We start from the raw sequence: 18,384 nt of genomic DNA on the forward strand, positions 1-18,384 counted from the left end.
TTCAACGGCAATGGATGCTTGGCATGCGCGACTTTCCCCACGATATCGACCTGGCAGCGTTCTGGGACTCGGAACCTGGTGACGACATTCACGATGAGCCGGCCAGCGCTGCCCTGATCGCCGAGATCGAGGCCGACCTGGGCTACCGCCTGCCGCCGTCCTACGTGGCGTTTATGCAGCGCCACAATGGCGGCCGGCCGACCCTCAGTTGCTGCCCGGTGGACGATGGCACCAGTTGGTCCGAGGACCATTGCGCGATCGACTGTTTCCTCAGCATCGGTCGGCGCCGCACCTACTCCCTGGGCGGCGAGTTCGGCAGCCGCTTCATGATCGAAGAGTGGGGCTACCCGGACCTCGGCGTGTACATCTGCAGTTGCCCGTCGGCGGGCCACGACATGATCGCCCTCGACTACCGGGCCTGTGGCCCGAGGGCGAGCCGCAGGTGGTTCACGTCGACCAGGAAGGCGACTATCGGGTGACCTTCCTGGCCCAGGACTTTGCCAGCTTTGTCCGCAGCCTGGTGTCCCCCGAGGTCTACGACACCTCCGAGCAGGACTTCCTCGATGACCAGGCGATGATTGCCGACGCGCCGTTCTCCGAACCCCTGGCCGAGTTGCTGGAGCACTTTGCCCCGGTCCCCGACCTTGGCGCGCGCATCCGTGTGATTTCGCAGCAGATCCTCGAAGACAAACGCTACTTCGCCCTGCACGCCGACCCGCTGTCGCACCTGCTCTACGACCTGCAGTTCTGGCTCTACCAACACCGCCACGGCGCCACCGGGCGCGAGGATTATCTGGCCGCCTACAGCGCCTTGATCGCCTTCGGCAACGGCTTTGGCACCGGCGGTTATGCCCCCGGTTTTATCACCGACTGGTTCCAGGCCCGGGTCGATGCCGGCCAGTTGCAGGAGCAGGACGGCGCCTTTGTTTTCAACCCCGCCTTCACTGCGCAACTGCTGGAACGGCTCAAGGATTTTCCACCCGCCACGGCCTTGAATGAGGAGCGTCCATGAGTGCCAGCCCGGTCCGCATCACTGCTGAAGAAACCCTCTCGACCAACTGGTACATCCTGAAGAAATACAGCTTCGACCTGCGCCGTCGCGATGGCCGCTGGCAGGCCCAGCAGCGTGAGGTCTACGACCGCGGCAACGGCGCCACCATCCTGCTCTACAACCTGGAGCAGCGTACGGTGTTGCTGACCCGGCAATTCCGCATGCCAGCCTTCGTCAACGACCACAGCGGCTACCTGATCGAGGCCGCCGCCGGCCTGCTGGACAACGCCGGCCCCGAGCAGCGCATTCGCCAGGAAGCCGAGGAAGAGACCGGCTACCGGGTCGGTGAGGTTCGGCAGATCTATGCCGCATTCATGAGCCCGGGCTCGGTCACCGAGCGCATCCACTTCTTTATCGGCCAATACCGGCCCGGCGATCGCATCGGCAGCGGCGGTGGCCTGGAAGAAGAGGGCGAGGACATTGAAGTGCTGGAGCTGGGTTTCGAACAGGCCCTGGCCATGGTCGAGGCCGGGGAGATTGTCGACGGCAAGACCATCATGCTCCTGCAATACCTGGCGCTGAACCTGCTGCCGCGCAGCCGTCTGCTGCTGTTGCTGGGCCCTGAAGCGTCGACGCTGGCGTCCTGGACGGCCGGGCTGTTCGCGGCCGGGCATGTGGCACTGAGTGCGCCGTCGTTACCGGACGCGGCATTCCAGGCCAATGCCCAGCGCCTGCTGCAACGCTGCGATGGCCTGCTGCGCAGCGACGGACCGTGTGCCCAGGCCGATGCGTTGGTGGCCATGGCCCTGCGCCTGGGGGTGCCGGTCTACCGCAGCCTGGCCGAGGTGCCGCCGGCGTCGTCTGGCCCGATGGCCTGAAGCCCTGGGTGCCCTGAACGGTTCAGGGCAGGTGATCGGCGGCGAAGTCAGCTTCTGATCGCGCCTTCAGGCGACCCTTGCGACAGGCGTATTGGAAACGTTCGAAATCCTGCTCATTTTGCTGGGCACAGGCTTGGGCGTACTTCCACAGCGCGTCGGCCAGGGTCTGGCTCTTGCCGATGTAGCCACTGATCTGCGCCGCATGCCCCGAGGCCTTGGCATGGGCGCGGGCCAAGGCTCGGCCGCAAACCCGGGCGTAGGCGGCAAAGGTGTCGGCGTCGAAGGTTTCCAGCTCCGCCGAGACTTTCATGTCGCGCAGTTGGCGCACATAGAAGTGCCGGCCGCTGGGGCCGGTGGTCCAGCCGAGGAACAGGTCGCTGGCGGCTTGCATCAGGCGCTGGCCCTCTACCACGCGCTGGCCGTTGTGACGCAGGCGTGACTTGCCGCGCACGTAGTCGGCGAGCACCGAACGCCGGGCTTCCTTGAACTGCAGGAACAGCGGGCGTTCCTGGCTGTCGGTCAGCAGCGCCACCAGGCAGCGGGTGCCGACGCTGCCCACGCCCACCACCTTGAACGCCAGGTCCTGGGCCTCGAAGCGCGCCAGCAGGGCTCGGCGATCGGCCTGCAAGGTGTTGCGGTAGTCGCCCATCAAGGTGTCGTACAGCGGCCGCCAGTCTTCCAGGCGCATCCAGTCGTCATCGGCGTCGAGCAGGCTGGTGGTGGTGTGCAGGTGGAAAATTTCCGGCAGGTCGTCGCGAATCAGCAAGTCGCCCCGGGCATCGCGTTCGCTGATTTTGGGCAGCAGTTCGGCGTGGGTGCGACGTGCCGCCTTGTCCATGGCGCGCTGCACGTGTTCAACGATGTTGCTGTTGTTTTGCGCCTGCTCCAGCAGGTCTTCATAGGTCAGGGCGTCATACCAGATGTCCAGGGCGCTCTGTTCGGCGCAGTGGGCCATGCTGCGCTGATAGGCGCCCACCAACTGGCGGCACACCTCTTCTTCGACGCTGGCGCCGTGGCGCAGGTCGCGGGTGGCCACCAGGAAGCTCGCCACCAGGCGTTTCAGGTCCCACTCCCAAGGGCCGGGGTGGACCTCGTCGAAGTCATTGACGCTGAACAGCAGGTTGCGTTCCGGGGTGGCAAAGCCACCGAAGTTCATCAGGTGGCAATCGCCGCAAATGGTCGAGACCAGGCCCATGTTCGGGGTGCCGGCCAGGTCGTGGGCCTGGAGCAGGGCATTGCCGCGGTAGAAGGTGAAGGGCGACACCAGCATGCGCCCGTAGCGCAGTTCCACCAGGGCCCGGACCCGCCCCTGGCTGGAGGCTTCGATCAAGGGCAAGGGATCGCGCCGGGTCTGACCGACCTCGGCCTGAGTGCTGCGGGGGCAATGCTTGCGGGCATCCTTGCCCTGTTTGAGGCGTTCTTTGACGGTGCTCATCAGGTCTCTTCGGCGGTGGTAGCGGGCGGCGATGGCAGCCCTTGAGCAGGGCGCTCGCGGTGCTGAAACGCTAGCAGGGATTGGTGCATTCGCCAGCGCGTCGCAAGGGGCCGAGGACGCGTCGTTCAGGGCTGGCGTTCCAGGCTGTCGGTGATCAACTCGGCGAGCAACTCGACCACGGCCGGCGGTTGCTCCAGCCCTCGGTGCAGCACGTAACCCAGGCTCGGCAAGGGCGGCAGGTGTTCAAGAACCTGCAGGTGCGCGGGCAGGCCGATGCGGCTGCGCAAGGTCACGCCCAGGCCCGCAGCCACGGCGGCCCATAACCCGCCGACACTGGGGCTGGTCAGGGCGATACGCCACGGTTGCTGCGCCTGGTCCAAGGCGTGCAAGGCCAAGGTGCGCAGCACGCAGGGCGCTTCGAACAGCACCAGCGGCAGTGGCTGGCCAGTCGGCACGCCGGGCTGCTCGCGGCTGCCGATCCAGTGCAGGGCGGTGCGGCCGATGGCTGTTGAATAGGCGGTGCTCACACCGCTGTCCCAGGCCAGGGCCAGGTCCAGGCGGTTGCCCTCGATCAGGCTCAGCAGTTCGCCATTGCGGGCAATCCGCACCTCCAGGTTGACCAACGGGTGGATCCGCGTGAAGCGCCGCAGAATGTCGCTCAGCAGGTGCTCGGCAAAGTCCTCCTGCAGGCCCAGGCGCACTGTGCCCTGTTGCCGGGTCTGTTGCAGGCTGGCGAAGACCTCGTCATTCAGCGCCAGCAATCGCCGGGCGTGGCTCAACAGGGCCTCGCCCAGGGCGGTCAGCACCAGGCCGCGTCCGGCCTTGACCAGTAACGGATGGCCCACGTGTTCCTCCAGCTTTTTCAACTGCGCACTGACCGCCGAGGTGGAGCGCCCCAGGCGCTCGGCGGCCTTGGCAAAACTGTTGCATTCGACACCGGTGACAAAGGTGCGCAAGACGTCGAGGTCAAAGGTCGGGCGGCGCATGGGGATCGTCCACTTATTCGGGATTAATGGCGGAGGATTATCTGATATTCGGGATTGTATGCGCTTGTTAGTTTTGCCAGGCCCTTAACCGATGCCGGAGCCTTGCCATGCCTTTTGCCCGTATTTCCCTGCACCGCGGCCAGTCCGATGATTACCTTGCACGCCTGTCCCGGGGCGTCCATGAGGCCCTGGTGGAGGCCTTTGAAGTGCCGCTCGATGATTGCTTCCAGGTGATTCACCAGCACGCGCCCGGGGAGTTGATCTACCACCGGCACTACCTGGGCGGGCCGAGAAGCGATGACTTTGTGCTGATCGCCATCACCGCCGGCCGGCCACGCAGCCATGCCACTCGCCAGCGTTTTTACCAGCAGTTGGTGCAACGTCTGCAGCAGGCCCTGAACCTAGATCCGGAGGACGTGATGATCGTGATCAATACCACCGAGGCCCAGGAGTGGTCCTTTGGCGGCGGGCGCGCAAACCTGTGAAGTGGCGAGGGCCCAGGTCGGGCATCCCGGAAGTACCCTGAAATAATTTGGAACCTTAAGGAAAATCCTTAAAAAATCCGGTTTTTTCCAGTCAGATCGATTCTTTTAAAGCCACCATTTTGTCGGGTGACCGGCGGATTAAATTGACTCATTGGTTAGCTTTGTCGTGCTAATGGACTGTGTGTTTTGAGTCTGACTGGGCGGTCGGATTAAGGGTTTTCCTTATATTGATCGCAAAATGCCATCGGTAGTATCGCGCCCTTCGAGTAAGGCAGCGGATGCAGGCAATGGGGATCTATCTAGGAGTTTGGTCGGGACTTGCGCTCTGTGTGGCGGGGCTGTTGCTGGGCTCGGACACTCTGATGATAGTCGCGTTACTTCTGGTCGCCACCTTGCTGATTGGCCTGCGCCCACGCCAAGCCCAGCGCTCCGAACCCGCCCTCAGTTCCCCGGCCGCCGCCCGTGCCGAGCAGGACCCGGCGTTGCAGAACCTGTTGCAGGCTGTGGCACCGAACTGGAGCGACAGCCTGGGCCGTACCCGGGAGTTGCTGCAAGGCAACATCGCTGCGCTGTTCGAGAGTTTCCAGCGCATCACCACCCGCCTGGACGGCACCCTCAGCAATTCCGAAGGCATTCTGGGCAGCAACGGCGTCGGCGAGAGCCTGCGTGACGCCAACCAGCGCCTGCATGATGTCAGTCAATCCTTCCAGACCAGCAGCCAGCGCCAGCAAGAGCTACTGGGCACCATCAGCCACCTCGACAGCTACACCAGCCAGTTGCAGCAGATGGCCAAGCGGGTTCAGGACATCGCCAGCCAGACCAACCTGCTGGCCCTCAACGCCGCCATCGAGGCCGCCCGCGCCGGAGAATACGGCCGCGGCTTTTCCGTGGTCGCCGACGAAGTGCGCAAGCTCTCCAGCCTCTCGGCGGAAACCGGGCAGGGCATGGACGCCAAGGTCAGCGAGATCAACCACGCGATCCAGAGCACCATCGCCGCCGCGGCGGAACTGGGCAGCAGCGAGCAGAACAACCTGGATTTCCTCAACCAGTCGGTGACCGAAGTCATGGCCCGCCTGGGGGACAACCTCAATCAATTGTCCGCCGCGTCCGGCGCCTTGCAGCGCGACGCCCGCGACACCCAGCAAGACATTCAGGCGGTGATGGTCAGCCTGCAGTTCCAGGACCGTACCGACCAGATGCTCGACCACGTTCAGGTGGACCTGCAGCAGTTGCTCGATGCCATGGCCGAACAGGCGCCGAGCCTGCAGGACCCCAAGGCCTGGCTCGAGCGTCTGCGCCAACGCTTTACCACCGATGAAGAACGCCACGGCCAGGCCCCCAGTGCGGCGGCCAGCGAAGTGACGTTTTTCTGAGGCCCGGATTCAACCTTCAGTTCCAGGGAGTGACACATGGCCAAGACCATTCTGATCGTCGACGACTCAATGTCGATGCGCCAACTCGTGAAAATGACCCTGACCGGCGCCGGTCACCAAGTGATCGAGGCCTGCGACGGCCGCGATGCCCTGGCCAAGCTCGACGGGCGCAAGGTCAACCTGATCATCAGCGACGTCAACATGCCCAACCTCGATGGCATCGGCCTGGTGAAAGCGGTCAAGGCGCGCAACGAATACCGCTTCACGCCGATCGTCATGCTCACCACTGAAAGCGAACAATCGAAAAAGGCCGAAGGCCAGGCCGCCGGTGCCCGGGCCTGGATCGTCAAGCCGTTCCAGCCCCAGCAGTTGCTGGCGGCGGTCGAAAAGCTGCTGGGCTAGGCCCGTGTTCACCCTCACGCCTTCGGCGTTCGACGGCCCGGCGCGGTTGCAGGTGACGGGCGACTTGACCATTTACCAGGTGGCCGAGGCCCGGGCCGAGCTGCTGCAGTGGCTGCCGTTCGACGCCCCGGCGTGGCAACTGGACCTGAGCGCGGTGGAGGAATTCGACAGCGCCGGTGCCCAGTTGCTGCTGGCCTTGCAGCGCGCCCTGGGGCAGAGCGGCAGCCCGGTGCGGGTGGTCGCTTGCGCGGCCAACGTGGCCGAGCTGATCGAGCTGCTGCGCCTGGAATCCTTGTACCCCGAAGTACCAACCGAGGATTGAGCGATGCTCAGTGGCGATCAGTGGAATCAGTTGCTCCAGGGGTTTCTCAGCGAAGGCCGTGACCTGCTCAAAGAGGCCGAAGACAGCCTGCTGTGCCTGGAGCGCGCGCCCGACGACCAGCCAGCGATCAATGGCCTGTTTCGCGCCGTGCACACCCTCAAGGGCTCGGCGGGGATCTTCTCCCTGACGCCCCTGGTCAACCTGACCCATCACCTGGAAAGCCTGCTGATGTCGGTGCGCGACGGCCAGCGCCCGCTGACCCCGGCCCTGACCTCGCTGATGCTCAGCTGCATGGACGAGCTCAGCGCGATGATCGAGCGGGTGGACCCTGACAGCGGCTTGCTGGAAGTCGATGAGGGGCCGCAAGGCGTGCTGCTGGCCGCCTTGATGGAAGCCCAGGGGCAGACGGTTGACACTCCGTTGCCCAGTGATACAGCGGCGCCTTGGCAGGCGGTCGAAACGACCATTGAACCCGCACGCCTCTGGCAGATCTCCATGGCCTTCGCCGAAGACCTGTTGCGCAACGGCTTCGACCCTGCGGCCTTTGTCCGTTACCTCAAACGCCTGGGGGATATCGTCAACCTGCAGACCCTGAGCCAGGGCTTGCCGCCCCTCGACAGCCTCGATCCCGAAGCCTGCTACCTGGGCCTGGAACTGACCCTGCGCAGCGCCGCCGACGAAGCCGAGATCGCCGAGGTGTTCCAGTTTATCGACGACTTCTGCCAACTGAGCATCGTCTGCCTTGAGCCCGAGCCCGAGGCGCAGTGGCAGCCTGCTCAACCCGTCCCGGCAACCGACGCAGCCACACCCAACCCCCTGGCGTCGGCCTTGTCCCAGGCGGTGTCTTCCCTGGCAAGCCCGGCCCCGAGCCCGTCTACCAGCCGCGAACGGCGACCCCAGGACACCGCACTGGTCAAGGTGGCGGCGCACAAGCTCGACGAGTTGATCAACTTGGTGGGGGAACTGGTGATCAGCACCGCCGGGGCGCAGATGCAGGCGCGGCGCAACGGCGACCCGGCCTGCATCGAAAGCACCCTGGCAGTGCACCAGCACGTGGAGCAGATCCGCGAAAGCGCCTTGAAGCTGCGCATGGTGGAAGTAGGCGAGACCTTCAACCGCTTCCACCGGGTGGTGCGCGACGTCAGCCAGGAGCTGAACAAGAACATCCAGTTGAGCATCCGTGGCGGCGAGACCGAACTCGACAAATCGGTGATCGACAAGATCGCCGATCCGCTGACCCACTTGGTGCGCAACGCCATCGACCACGGTATCGAACCGGCTAGCGAACGCCTGGCCCTGGGCAAGCCCGCCGCCGGCAACCTGAACCTCAACGCCTACCACGACTCCGGCATGATCGTGCTGGAAATCAGCGACGACGGGCGCGGTTTGAACACCGCGCGGATCCTCGAAAAAGCCATGGCCAAAGGCATGGTCGAGGCCGACGCAGTGCTCAGTGACCAGGCCATTCACCTGCTGATTTTCGAGCCCGGGTTTTCCACCGCCGAGCAAGTCTCCAACCTCTCCGGGCGGGGTGTCGGCATGGACGTGGTGCGCAGCGCCATCGACCAGTTGCGCGGGGTCATCGAGATCGACTCCAGCCCGGGGCAGGGCTGCACCTTCCGCATTCGCTTGCCCCTGACCCTGGCAATCATCGACGGCTTTCTGGTGGGGGTGGGCCAAGACCATTTCGTCATCCCCCTGGACATGGTCACCGAGTGCATGGAAGCCGGTGCCGAACCTCTGGAACAGGGTTACGGCTACCTCAACCTGCGGGGCCAGCCCTTGCCGTGCATCGCCCTGGACCGGCATTTCGGCCTCCAGGGCCAGCCGGCGCGGCGACGCAATATCGTGGTGGTCAGCCAGGGCCGGCAACAGGCCGGGCTGATCGTCGATCACCTGCAGGGGGAACTGCAGACCGTGATCAAGCCCCTGGGCCAGATGTTCCAGCACCTGCGGGGCATCAGCGGCTCGACCATCCTCGGCTCTGGCCAGGTGGCGCTGATCCTCGACATCCCCAGCCTGTTTCGCCATCTGCAAGCCCTGCTCGACCAACCGACCCGCAACGGCCTCGCCGAATCCCTTGCCTAGCCTTTCAGGAGATACATCATGCAGTTCATTCGCAATATGAAAATAGGCATCCGGCTGACCGCGGGGTTTCTGCTGGTGGTGGCCCTGACCGCAATCATCGGCCTGATCGGCATTCGCAACCTGGACCAGGTCGATCAGCTGTCGGACCGCATGTACGACATCGATGTCACCGGCTTGAGCCAGATGCAGGAAGCCAATATCCAATTGATCGTCGCCGGCCGCGCCATGCGCCAGAGCCTGCTGTCCACCAGCGTGACCGCTCGTGAACAGTCCGCCCTGCAGGCCAATGACGCCCTGGAGCGCACCCGCCAGTTGATCACCAAGGCTCGGGCCAGCTTCCTGACCAAGGAGGGCCTGGCCCAGATCGACCTGCTGGACGCGCCGCTCAAGGAATACACCGGCCTGGTGCAGCAGATCCTCAGCCTGCACCAGCAGTCCGGCGATCTGCAGGAAACCAGCGACATCACCAACCTGTTGCCCAAGGCGATTGCCAGCAGCGATCAGGTGGACCGCCTGCTGGGCGACGTCACCAACCGCAAGCAGGAGCGGGCCAGCGAAGCCAATCAGCAAATCAGTGAAATCGCGGCCAATTCCCGGGTGCAGATGATCACCCTGGTGCTGGTGGCCAGCTTGATGGGCATGCTGATCGGCATCCTCGTGACCCGCAGTATCACCCGGCCGCTGAACGGCGCCGTGGCCGCTGCCAACCGCATGGCCGCCGGCGACCTGAGCCAGGATTTGGTGGCCAGCAGCCGCGATGAAACCGGGCAGTTGCTGAGCGCCATGCAGAACATGACCCAGCGCCTGCGCAGCATCCTCGGCGATGTCCGCAGCGCTGCCGATTCCCTGTCCTCGGCGTCGGAGCAGGTCAGTTCGACCTCCCAGTCCCTGAGCCAGGCCGCCAACGAACAGGCCGCCAGCGTCGAGCAGACCAGTGCCTCGGTGGAGCAGATGTCCGCCTCCATCACCCAGAACACCGAAAGCGCCAAGATCACCGACGGCATCGCCGGCAAGGCTGCCAACGACGCGGTCCAGGGCGGCGGTGCGGTGAGCGACACCGTGCTGGCGATGAAGCAGATTGCCGACAAGATCAGCATCATCGACGACATCGCTTACCAGACCAATTTGCTGGCCCTCAACGCCGCCATTGAAGCGGCCCGTGCCGGCGACCATGGCAAGGGCTTCGCGGTGGTGGCTGCCGAAGTGCGCAAGCTGGCCGAGCGTAGCCAGGTGGCGGCCCAGGAGATCGGCCAGGTGGCGTCCAGCAGCGTGAACCTGGCGGAACAGGCCGGGCGCCTGTTGGGCGATATCGTGCCCAACATCCAGAAAACCTCGGACCTGGTGCAGGAAATCACTGCCGCATCCCAAGAGCAGAGCGGTGCGGCCGGGCAGATCAACATCGCCATGGGCCAGATGAACCAGATCACCCAGCAGAACGCTGCGGCCTCCGAAGAGTTGGCCGCCACTGCCGAGGAAATGAACGCCCAGGCCGGGCAACTGCAGGAGCTGATCGGCTTCTTCCGCTTCGAACAGGACAGCGCCCCGCGTTCCCCGTCGCGCCCCACGGAGGTGTTCGCCAACTCGACGCCGGCCTGGAACAAAGGCCGCGCGACGGCGGATGAAGGCCAATTCGTCAGCTTCAATTGAGGGAGGCGAACATGACCCAATCTCAAGCCCTGGTGGTGTTGCCCGAACTGGACACCACGCGCATCCAGCACTTGTCGTTCCGGGTGCGCCAGGCGGCCTACGCGCTGCCCATCGAACTGGTGCGGGAAATCATCGAGTACGCCGAAGTCACGGCGGTGCCGATGATGCCGACCTTTATCCACGGGGTGATCAACCTGCGGGGCAATGTGGTGCCGGTGCTCGACCTGGCGGCGCGCTTCGGTTTCGAACTGACCCGCCCGGACAAGCGCACCTGCATCGTGATCATCGAACTGGCCCTGGGCGACAGCGTGCAGCCCATCGGCCTGGTGGTGGATGCGGTGGACGCGGTACTGGACATCGATCCCCAGCAAGTGGTGCCGCCTCCGCCGTTCGGGGTGGGCATCCGTACCGACTTCATTGCCGGCATGGCCCGCAGCGAGCAGGCCTTCACCATCATCCTGGCGATTGCCCAGGTGCTGTCCCTGGATGATATCCAGCAGCTCAGCCTTGCAGTGATGAATGGCCGCTGAGATGCCCGCGGTCTTTAAGTTGCCGGAACTGGGCGACCATGAGTTCCGACGCCTGCAAGGCCTGATGCTGGAGGCGTCAGGGATTGCCCTGGCGGCCAACAAGCGGCCGCTGGTGGCCGGGCGGCTGATGAAGCGCCTGCGTCACCATGGCCTGCACAGTTACAGCCAGTACCTGCAGATGCTCGACCAGCCGGCCTGCCTCGACGAGCGCCGGCTGGTGGTGGACCTGTTGACCACCAATGAAACCTACTTCTTTCGCGAGCCGGTGCATTTCACCTTCCTGGCCCAGTGGCTGGCCCGCCGCAAAGGCCCGGTGCGGATCTGGAGCGCGGCCTGTTCCTCCGGCGAAGAGCCTTACAGCCTGGCCATGGTGGCCAAGGACAGCGCCCTGACCCAGGACTGGTCGATCGTCGCCAGCGACCTCAGCCTGAGCATGCTCGAACGAGCCCGCAGCGGGATCTACGACCTGAGCCAGGCCAAGTACTTTCCCGAAGGCTGGTTGCCGCGTTTCTGCCTCAAGGGCATCGGTGACATGAGCGGGCGCTTTCGCGTGCAGCCGGCGTTGCGCGAGCGGGTCAGCCTGCGCGAGGTCAACCTGGTGCAGCCGTTGCCGGAGGGGCTCGGGCCTTTCGACGTGATCTTCCTGCGTAACGTGTTGATCTATTTCAACCAGGACGAGAAGCAGCGCATCGTCCAGCGCCTGATTCGCCAGTTGGTGCCCGGAGGGCTGTTGTTTATCGGCCACGCCGAGAGCGTCCACGGCTTCGATCTGCCCCTGCGTCTGCTCAGCCCTTCTGTGTACCAACTCTTATGAAATCGCCCCTGTTCCTGCACCCTGGTGAGTATTTTTTTGGCCGCCATGAAGGCACGGTCTCGACCCTGCTGGGCAGTTGCGTGGCGGTGGTGCTGTGGCACCCGCGCTGGCGCTTGCTGGCGTTGTCCCATTACCTGCTGCCCAACGATCCCCAGGCCCGCAATGGCCTCGACACCCGCTACGGCGAGGGCGTGTTCAAGCGCATCCACGCCGACATGCTGCGCCACGGCACGCGCCCCAGCGAATACCGCAAGGGCCTGTTCGGTGGCGCCAGCCTGCTGCGCCTGCAACAGACGGCGCGCACCATCGGCCCCAACAACAGCGCCTTTGCCCGGGAGCAGTTCAGCCTGCGCAATTGGCCGGTGGATTACTGCGACCTCAACGGCCAGCACTACCGACGCTTGCAGGTCGACGGCCGCAGCGGCCGGGTGGCCTGCCTGCGCAATCGGGTGACGCTGCCGGCCGAGGGGGACGCGTGAGCGAGATCAAGGTCTTTATCGTCGACGATTCGGCGCTGGTGCGGCAGGTCCTCAGCACTTGCCTGGAGAACCATCCGCGGATCCGGGTGATCGGCATGGCCGCCGACCCGTTGTACGCCATCGACAAAATGCGCCGCGACTGGCCGGACGTGTTGATCCTCGACGTCGAGATGCCACGCATGGACGGCCTGACCTTCCTGCGCCAGATCATGAGCGAGCGACCCACCCCGACCATCATCTGCTCGACCCTCACCGAGCAGGGCAACAACGTGGCCGTGGAGGCCCTGGCGGCGGGGGCGGTGGGGGTGTTCACCAAGGCCAAGCTGGGGCTCAAGCAGAGCCTGGAGCAGATGGCCGCCGATCTGATTCGCAAGGTGGAGGAGGGCGCCCGCTCGCGGCCCCGGGCGTTGCAGGCGACACCGTTGGCGGCTCAGGAAAGCAACGTCGCGCCGGCGCCGAGCCTGCTGCAAACCACGGAGCGGGTGGTGGCCCTGGGCTGTTCCACCGGCGGCACCCAGGCCCTGGAATTCGTTTTGCGGCAACTGCCCCGTGACTGCCCGGGCATTGTGATCGTTCAACACATGCCGGAGAAATTTACCGCCGATTTTGCCCGCCGGCTCAACAGCCTGTGTCAGATCGAAGTGCGTGAAGCCAGGCATCTGGATCGCGTGCACAGCGGCCTGGCCCTGCTGGCACCTGGGGGCCTGCACATGCAGTTAAAGCGCAGTGGCGCACATTATCAGGTCGAGGTGATTGACGGGCCGCCGGTCAACCGGCACAAGCCCTCGGTGGATGTGCTGTTTCGTTCGGTCGCCCGGCAAGGTGCGACCAATACCCTGGGCATCATCATGACCGGCATGGGGGACGACGGTGCCCGCGGCTTGTTGGCGATGCGTGAAAGCGGTGCCCAGACCGTCGCCCAGGACGAGGCCAGTTGCGTGGTCTTCGGCATGCCCCGGGAAGCCATCCGCCTGGGCGCGGCGCAGCAGGTCGAGCCTCTGGCCAAAGTGGCCCGATTGATCCAGCAGTTCGCCTGCGGCCCTCGTCACGGCTGAACGTCGCTTGCCTGCCCGATGGACGTCGCAGCGCGGCGGCTCATCGGTCTTGTGCCAACGCCCCACGGGCCGGTGTCGCTCTCGCGACGCCGGGCCCGGCTTGTTTAGTTCCACTCCGGGCTTGCCCGGCTGGCCCATTGCCAAGCACGGATTTTGGCAGGGTAGCCCCCATCCAGGCGACGACGCCCGCAATAAAACACTGCAACGCCTTGGCGTTGTGCCCGTATTTCTATGACTGGGCTGAAGCCTATGCTGTGTCGAATTTTGCTTGCCAATGATTACCCACTGGTCCGTGCCGGTATCAGGGCATTGCTGGAGAAAAAGCCGGAATACCAAGTGATCGCTGAAGCCAGCGATGGCCTGAGTGCTATCGAACAGGCTTCGCGCCTGCTGCCGGAAATCGTCCTGCTGGACCTGGCCCTGGAGCGCCTGGCCTGCATCGAGACGCTCAAGACCTTGTCCCTGAGTTCGCCCAACAGTCGGGTGCTGATGCTGTCGATGTACACCGACAGCACCTTTGTCATGCAATGCCTGCAAGCCGGTGCCCAGGGCTACCTGCTCAGGAGCGCCAGCGTGGTGGAGCTGGAACTGGCCCTGCAAGCCCTCAGCCAGCAAGGCCAGTACCTGTCATCGGCGGTGGTGCCGCTGGTGATCAACCACGCCATCAAGCACCACCATGAACCCAGCCTCAAGGCGCCGAGCAAGGTGCTCACGGCGCGCCAACTGGAAATCCTGCGATTGATCGCCCGAGGCGAAAGCACGCGCAACATCGCCCTGGGGCTGGGTTTGAGTGTGAAGACGGTAGAGGCCCACCGTTCGCAGATGATGCACCGCCTACGTATTCACGACATCGCCGGGCTGGTGATGTTTGCCGTGCGCAAGGGCATTGTGCAGCTCAATGACTAGCCGGGGCGGGCGGGTCGGGGACCCGTCCGCCGGCGTGTTTCAAGGCAGGTGTACGTCGTTGCCGTAAGGCGTTTGCAGGTCCCGCTCGGGGATTTCCCAGACAATCAGCTTGGGTGGCGTCTGCTTGAATGCCGGGCTGTCGAAGTAGGCTTTGGCGGCCCCGGAGAACTCGCCGCCGTCCTTGGCGAAGTTGCCCATGGGGGCGCCGAGGGCCAGTTCGAGGAAGCCGAGGAAGTTCGAATTGCGCGAGAACGAGGTGCCGATCACCGCGGTGTTCGGCAGGTTGCTGTCGCCGAACAGGTCGTCGAGGCTCTCGGCATCACCGCTGGTTTCCACGGCGCGGGCCTTGACCTCGGAAGCAGCGACGTCTTCCCCGGCAGGTTGCAGGCCCAGAGGCAGCCAGTCGATCCCCGCCAGGCGCACCAGGTCCCCGGGACGGCGGGCGCTGGCGTGCTGGGTCAGGTCGAAGGCCTGTTGCGGCGTCGGGCTGAACTTCAACTCGGCCACCGCCTGGGCGATGCGTTGGGCACCGGCCTTGGCCCCGGCTTCGCTCCAGTGGGTGTCGGTGCGCAGGTAGGCCTGTGCGGCCAGGGGTTGCAGGGCCGGCGCCAGGTCCACACTCGATACGCCGGCGCCGCGCAGCAGGCTCAGCCACTGCTCGGTGCGCGGTGCCAGTTGCGCCGGCCGGGACAGCGCGCAGAGTTCGGACGCGGCGATCCGGCTCTTGTCCGGCACCACCGCCACCAGCAGTTGAATGCCGCGCTTGGCCAGGCCTTGTTGCAGCTCGATCACCGCCTGGGCCTTGGCCTGGGCGTTGTTCTCGGCATGCCGGTTCAGGCGCAGCTCATCGGTGAGGAACAGCCAGCCTGGGCAGCCCTGGCGTACCCGTGGGCCGAGGTCGTCGAACACCAGCCAGCTGCCGCCCCGCTCCAGGTCGGCGACCTGCTTGGGCAGCGGCGCGTCGGACAGCTCCTTGGCAAAGCGATGGGTCACGTCGCCGTGCAGCAGCATGTCCTGGGTCACCACCTTGGGCACGAATTCGATCGGTCCCTTGATCATCAGCCACAGGCACGACAGCAGCCCGCCAGCGAGGAACAGGGCGAAGATCACGCCGGCCAGCGGACTGACGCGCAGCGCCAGGTCGGAGGGCGGCGTGGGCGCGGTAGACGGAGATTGCGTTGGCTTGGTCATCAGAACTGAAAGTACAGAAAGGGCACGGCTTCACGGCTGGCGATCAGAGCGAACGACAGGAGGAAACCAGCCACAGGCCAAAGGGCCGCTGACAGCGCGAACAGCGGGTTGTCGGCGAAGCGTCTTTCACAACGGGTTTGCAGCAGCGGGGCGAGGATGCACACCACCCCCAGCAACGCGGCCAGGCCGTGCACCGGGCGCAGGGTCACCGCCAGGGCGTCGCCCAGGGCGAAGCCGTGCTGGCCGAACTGGCCGCCGTACATGCTCAGGGCCGTGGCGAAGTCCGGCGAGCGGAACAGGGTCCAGGCCAGGCACACGAACAGCAGGGTCGCGGTGTGGCTGGCCCACAGCGGAATGCTCGGCAGGCTGGAGCGCGACCAGGCGCGGTCGACGCACAGGGCGATGCCGTGGGCCGAACCCCAGAGCAGGTAGTTCCAGCTGTCGCCACCGTGCCACAGGCCGGCGATGGCCATGGTCAGGAACAGGTTGCGGTAGGTCTTCCAGGTGCCTTTGCGGTTGCCGCCCAGGGCGATGTACAGGTAGTCCCGCAGCCAGCTGGACAACGACAGGTGCCAGCGCCGCCAGAAGTCCTGGATGCTGTAGGCCAGGTACGGCCGGTTGAAGTTTTCCGGGAAGTGGAAGCCCAGCATCAGGCCCAGGCCGATGGCCATGGCGCTGTAGCCGGCGAAGTCGAAGAACAGTTGCAGGGAGTAGGCCAGGCAACCGATCCAGGCATCGACGAAGGACGGGTTTTCCAGGTGGAAGGCCACATCCACCAGGGGCGACAGGGTGTCGGCCACCAGCACCTTCATGCACATGCCGATCATGAAGCGGCGGGCACCGAGGGCGAAGTTCTGCCAGTTGAAATAGCGTTGGTTGAGCTCGCGCCGCACCCAGTCATAACGAATGATCGGGCCGGCAATGGAGTGGCCGAACATCGAGATGTACGTGGCGTAGTTGATGAAGCTGCGCTCCACCGGCACCACGTGGCGATGCACGTCCACCAGGTAGGAAATCGCCTGCAGGACAATGAACGACAGCCCCGCCGGCAATGCCACCCGCTGCCATTCCAGGGGCATGGCGCCGTAGTAGGTGATCAGGTCGCTCCAGGTCCCGGCGAGAATGTTGGCGTACTTGTACCAGCACAACACCGCAGTATTGATCACGATCAGCGCCACCAGCAGGCGCATGCGACCCTTGCCGTCCTCCCGGGAGCGATCCACCAGCAACCCGCCGACCCAGGCCAGCAAGGTCAGGACCATGTGCAGGAACAGGAACAACGGGCTCAGCCAGCCGTAGAACAACCAGCTGCCGATCAGCAGAATGACGTTGCGCCAGGCCGGCCGTGCCACTGCATAGATCAGCAGGAAGGCCGGCAGGAACAGCGTCAGGAACTCCAGGGAGGCGAAGACCATGGGGGCGAAGTATTCCGATCAGTTGGCGACGGCGTCGGCGACGCTCAGGAGGTGTGGACCGCTCGCTCCGGGCACCAGCAGCAAGCTGTAGCGCTTGTTGGCTTCCAGGGCGCCGAGTTCCAGGGGCGCGCCGACGTTGGCGCCGCCACAGACCAGCTGCACGGCCAGGGCCGGGCGCGGGTTGAATTCCTGGCGCTTGGGGTTGCCCTCCGGGGCTTTCTGGAACAGGTCGGCATCACGTCCGGCCAGGTTGACCTTGGCCTCCTTGCAGCTCGGGTCGGCGTTGAACAGCGCCAGGGAGGCCTTGAGCTGGTTGGGAATGTCGAACGGCTCGTTGACCACCAGTTGGCGGATGCCCTGGGCGTCGTCGCTCAAGGCGAACACCGTGGCGAAGTCGCCGGCGGCAACTTGCACGTTCAGGGGCACGCTCTTGCCGTCGCGACTCAGGCTGCCTTTGACCGGTTGGCCGCCGGGCACCGGGATAAAGTCGGTGGCCGCTTTACCGGCCTCCAGCTTCAAGGTCGCCTTGGAACCTTCCGGGGCCAGCTCCAGGGGGCTGGCCGAGACGTTGACGAAGCGCAGGTAGGCCGAGTCCTGGGACGGGCCGGTGGGGTAGAGGGCAATCTGCGCACTCAGGGCGGCGCCGCTCAGCGCCAGGGCGGCCAGGCCGCCGGTCAGCAGCAGGGCGCGGCTCACTTCTTCGCCCCTTTCACGGCGTCTGCCGGGAGTTGGCCCAGGGCGCTGCCGATGGCACCGGCCCAGGATTTGTAGCCGGCGATGGTGAAGTGCTGGCCGTCGGAGGTGATCCATTGGCCCGGCTTGGAGAACTTGGTGGAGTCCACGTAGGTGCACGGCGCGACCATGTTGGCCAGGGTGCTGGCGACCAATTGGGTGCGCACCTGGTTCTTGCCGTACTGGTTTTCATTGGTGTTGCTGCCGTTGGCCTTGCCCCATGCCGGGCCGACCCACACGCACTTGGTGCCGGTGTCGGCGATCTGCTTGGTCAGGGCGGTGACGCTCTGGTAGGCCCAGACTTTCGGGAACGGCGTGGTTTTATAGGACGCCAGGGTGTCGCCGATGATCAGCACCACCAGGTCGGGTTTGTCCTTGGCGATCACGTCTTTGATCGGCTGGGTGTCCATGGTGCCGCGGCTCTGGATCTTGATCTTCTCGCCCGGTTCTCGGGTGGCGCCACAGTCGAGCTTGAGCTTGGGGGTGACCCAGTCCGCCGCGTTGGCGCCACAGGCGCCGATGGCATGGACCTGGGCACCTTGCTGGGTCAGTTCGTCGTACAGCGGGTTCATCAGTGAGTCAGGGAAGCTCATGTGGCTCTCGCCAATCACAAGTAGGGTCAGACCTGCCAATACAGAAGAAGCCATGAATCATT

The 18,384-nt window shown here is 64.9% G+C and carries 20 protein-coding genes; 14 read left to right on the forward strand and 6 right to left on the reverse strand.

Annotated features, from left to right (window positions below; genetic code table 11):
- The first annotated feature begins 23 nt into the window (after positions 1-23).
- The 3 genes from M1B34_RS09515 to M1B34_RS09525 are packed head-to-tail and all read left to right on the forward strand — an operon-like array spanning position 24 to position 1,869.
- Positions 24-479, forward strand: a complete 456-nt coding sequence (locus M1B34_RS09515; RefSeq protein ID WP_268264943.1) for an SMI1/KNR4 family protein — start codon at positions 24-26, stop codon at positions 477-479.
- On the forward strand, positions 443-1,012 hold the full coding sequence (locus M1B34_RS09520) for a hypothetical protein (protein WP_268264944.1): 570 nt from the start codon (positions 443-445) through the stop codon (positions 1,010-1,012). The genes M1B34_RS09515 and M1B34_RS09520 overlap by 37 nt, the downstream gene beginning before the upstream one ends.
- Complete coding sequence (locus M1B34_RS09525; protein ID WP_268264945.1) at positions 1,009-1,869, forward strand: NUDIX hydrolase; 861 nt, start codon at positions 1,009-1,011, stop codon at positions 1,867-1,869. The genes M1B34_RS09520 and M1B34_RS09525 overlap by 4 nt, the downstream gene beginning before the upstream one ends.
- A gap of 22 nt (positions 1,870-1,891) precedes the next feature.
- Here the strand turns inward: M1B34_RS09525 and M1B34_RS09530 are convergent, their stop codons facing one another.
- Both M1B34_RS09530 and M1B34_RS09535 read right to left on the reverse strand, forming a co-directional pair.
- Entirely contained in the window at positions 1,892-3,304 is a 1,413-nt protein-coding gene (locus M1B34_RS09530) for a DUF2252 domain-containing protein (protein WP_268264946.1), read from the reverse strand.
- A 125-nt stretch (positions 3,305-3,429) separates the two neighbouring features.
- Positions 3,430-4,290, reverse strand: a complete 861-nt coding sequence (locus M1B34_RS09535) for a LysR substrate-binding domain-containing protein (protein ID WP_268264947.1) — start codon at positions 4,288-4,290, stop codon at positions 3,430-3,432.
- 107 nt (positions 4,291-4,397) lie between these two features.
- Between M1B34_RS09535 and M1B34_RS09540 the strand changes: the two genes are divergently transcribed.
- From M1B34_RS09540 to M1B34_RS09590, 11 genes are all read left to right on the forward strand, one after another.
- On the forward strand, positions 4,398-4,775 hold the full coding sequence (locus tag M1B34_RS09540) for a tautomerase family protein (protein WP_268260990.1): 378 nt from the start codon (positions 4,398-4,400) through the stop codon (positions 4,773-4,775).
- A gap of 362 nt (positions 4,776-5,137) precedes the next feature.
- Entirely contained in the window at positions 5,138-6,148 is a 1,011-nt protein-coding gene (locus tag M1B34_RS09545; protein ID WP_259740382.1) for a methyl-accepting chemotaxis protein, read from the forward strand.
- A gap of 36 nt (positions 6,149-6,184) precedes the next feature.
- Positions 6,185-6,550 (forward strand): response regulator, encoded by a 366-nt coding sequence (locus M1B34_RS09550; protein WP_123332302.1) that lies wholly within the window; start codon positions 6,185-6,187, stop codon positions 6,548-6,550.
- A gap of 4 nt (positions 6,551-6,554) precedes the next feature.
- The gene (locus tag M1B34_RS09555; protein WP_123332304.1) at positions 6,555-6,872 is read left to right on the forward strand and encodes an STAS domain-containing protein; all 318 of its coding nucleotides are present in this window, start codon (positions 6,555-6,557) and stop codon (positions 6,870-6,872) included.
- 3 nt (positions 6,873-6,875) lie between these two features.
- Positions 6,876-8,960, forward strand: coding sequence for a chemotaxis protein CheA (locus tag M1B34_RS09560; RefSeq protein ID WP_268264948.1), 2,085 nt, complete (start codon positions 6,876-6,878; stop codon positions 8,958-8,960).
- Between the two features lie 18 nt (positions 8,961-8,978).
- Positions 8,979-10,607, forward strand: coding sequence for a methyl-accepting chemotaxis protein (locus M1B34_RS34300; protein ID WP_123332308.1), 1,629 nt, complete (start codon positions 8,979-8,981; stop codon positions 10,605-10,607).
- 11 nt (positions 10,608-10,618) lie between these two features.
- Positions 10,619-11,137, forward strand: a complete 519-nt coding sequence (locus M1B34_RS09570) for a chemotaxis protein CheW (protein ID WP_123332310.1) — start codon at positions 10,619-10,621, stop codon at positions 11,135-11,137.
- A gap of 1 nt (position 11,138) precedes the next feature.
- Positions 11,139-11,951 (forward strand): CheR family methyltransferase, encoded by an 813-nt coding sequence (locus tag M1B34_RS09575; RefSeq protein WP_268264949.1) that lies wholly within the window; start codon positions 11,139-11,141, stop codon positions 11,949-11,951.
- Positions 11,948-12,430: a chemotaxis protein CheD gene (locus tag M1B34_RS09580; RefSeq protein WP_123332312.1), complete on the forward strand. Its 483-nt coding sequence runs from the start codon at positions 11,948-11,950 to the stop codon at positions 12,428-12,430. The genes M1B34_RS09575 and M1B34_RS09580 overlap by 4 nt, the downstream gene beginning before the upstream one ends.
- A complete protein-coding gene (locus M1B34_RS09585; RefSeq protein ID WP_123332314.1) occupies positions 12,427-13,485 on the forward strand; it encodes a protein-glutamate methylesterase/protein-glutamine glutaminase in 1,059 nt (352 codons plus the stop codon). The genes M1B34_RS09580 and M1B34_RS09585 overlap by 4 nt, the downstream gene beginning before the upstream one ends.
- 249 nt (positions 13,486-13,734) lie before the next feature.
- Complete coding sequence (locus tag M1B34_RS09590) at positions 13,735-14,391, forward strand: response regulator (protein WP_123332316.1); 657 nt, start codon at positions 13,735-13,737, stop codon at positions 14,389-14,391.
- Between the two features lie 39 nt (positions 14,392-14,430).
- On the opposite strand, the gene M1B34_RS09595 is transcribed toward M1B34_RS09590, so the two are convergent.
- Genes M1B34_RS09595 through M1B34_RS09610 form a run of 4 tightly spaced genes read right to left on the reverse strand, consistent with a single transcriptional unit; the run spans position 14,431 to position 18,376 of the window.
- Positions 14,431-15,582 carry an alginate O-acetyltransferase AlgX-related protein gene (locus tag M1B34_RS09595; RefSeq protein WP_268264950.1) on the reverse strand — a complete coding sequence of 384 codons (1,152 nt, stop codon included), beginning with the start codon at positions 15,580-15,582 and terminating at the stop codon, positions 14,431-14,433.
- The gene (locus tag M1B34_RS09600) at positions 15,582-16,997 is read right to left on the reverse strand and encodes an MBOAT family O-acyltransferase (protein ID WP_268260985.1); all 1,416 of its coding nucleotides are present in this window, start codon (positions 16,995-16,997) and stop codon (positions 15,582-15,584) included. The genes M1B34_RS09595 and M1B34_RS09600 overlap by 1 nt, the downstream gene beginning before the upstream one ends.
- Positions 16,998-17,015: 18 nt before the next feature.
- On the reverse strand, positions 17,016-17,693 hold the full coding sequence (locus M1B34_RS09605; RefSeq protein WP_268264951.1) for a cell division protein FtsQ: 678 nt from the start codon (positions 17,691-17,693) through the stop codon (positions 17,016-17,018).
- Positions 17,690-18,376 (reverse strand): SGNH/GDSL hydrolase family protein, encoded by a 687-nt coding sequence (locus tag M1B34_RS09610; protein ID WP_123332324.1) that lies wholly within the window; start codon positions 18,374-18,376, stop codon positions 17,690-17,692. Before M1B34_RS09610 ends, M1B34_RS09605 begins: the two co-directional genes overlap by 4 nt.
- Positions 18,377-18,384 lie beyond the last annotated feature (8 nt).

The sequence above is a fragment of the Pseudomonas morbosilactucae genome, assembly GCF_023241715.1.
GTDB classification, from domain to species: domain Bacteria; phylum Pseudomonadota; class Gammaproteobacteria; order Pseudomonadales; family Pseudomonadaceae; genus Aquipseudomonas; species Aquipseudomonas morbosilactucae.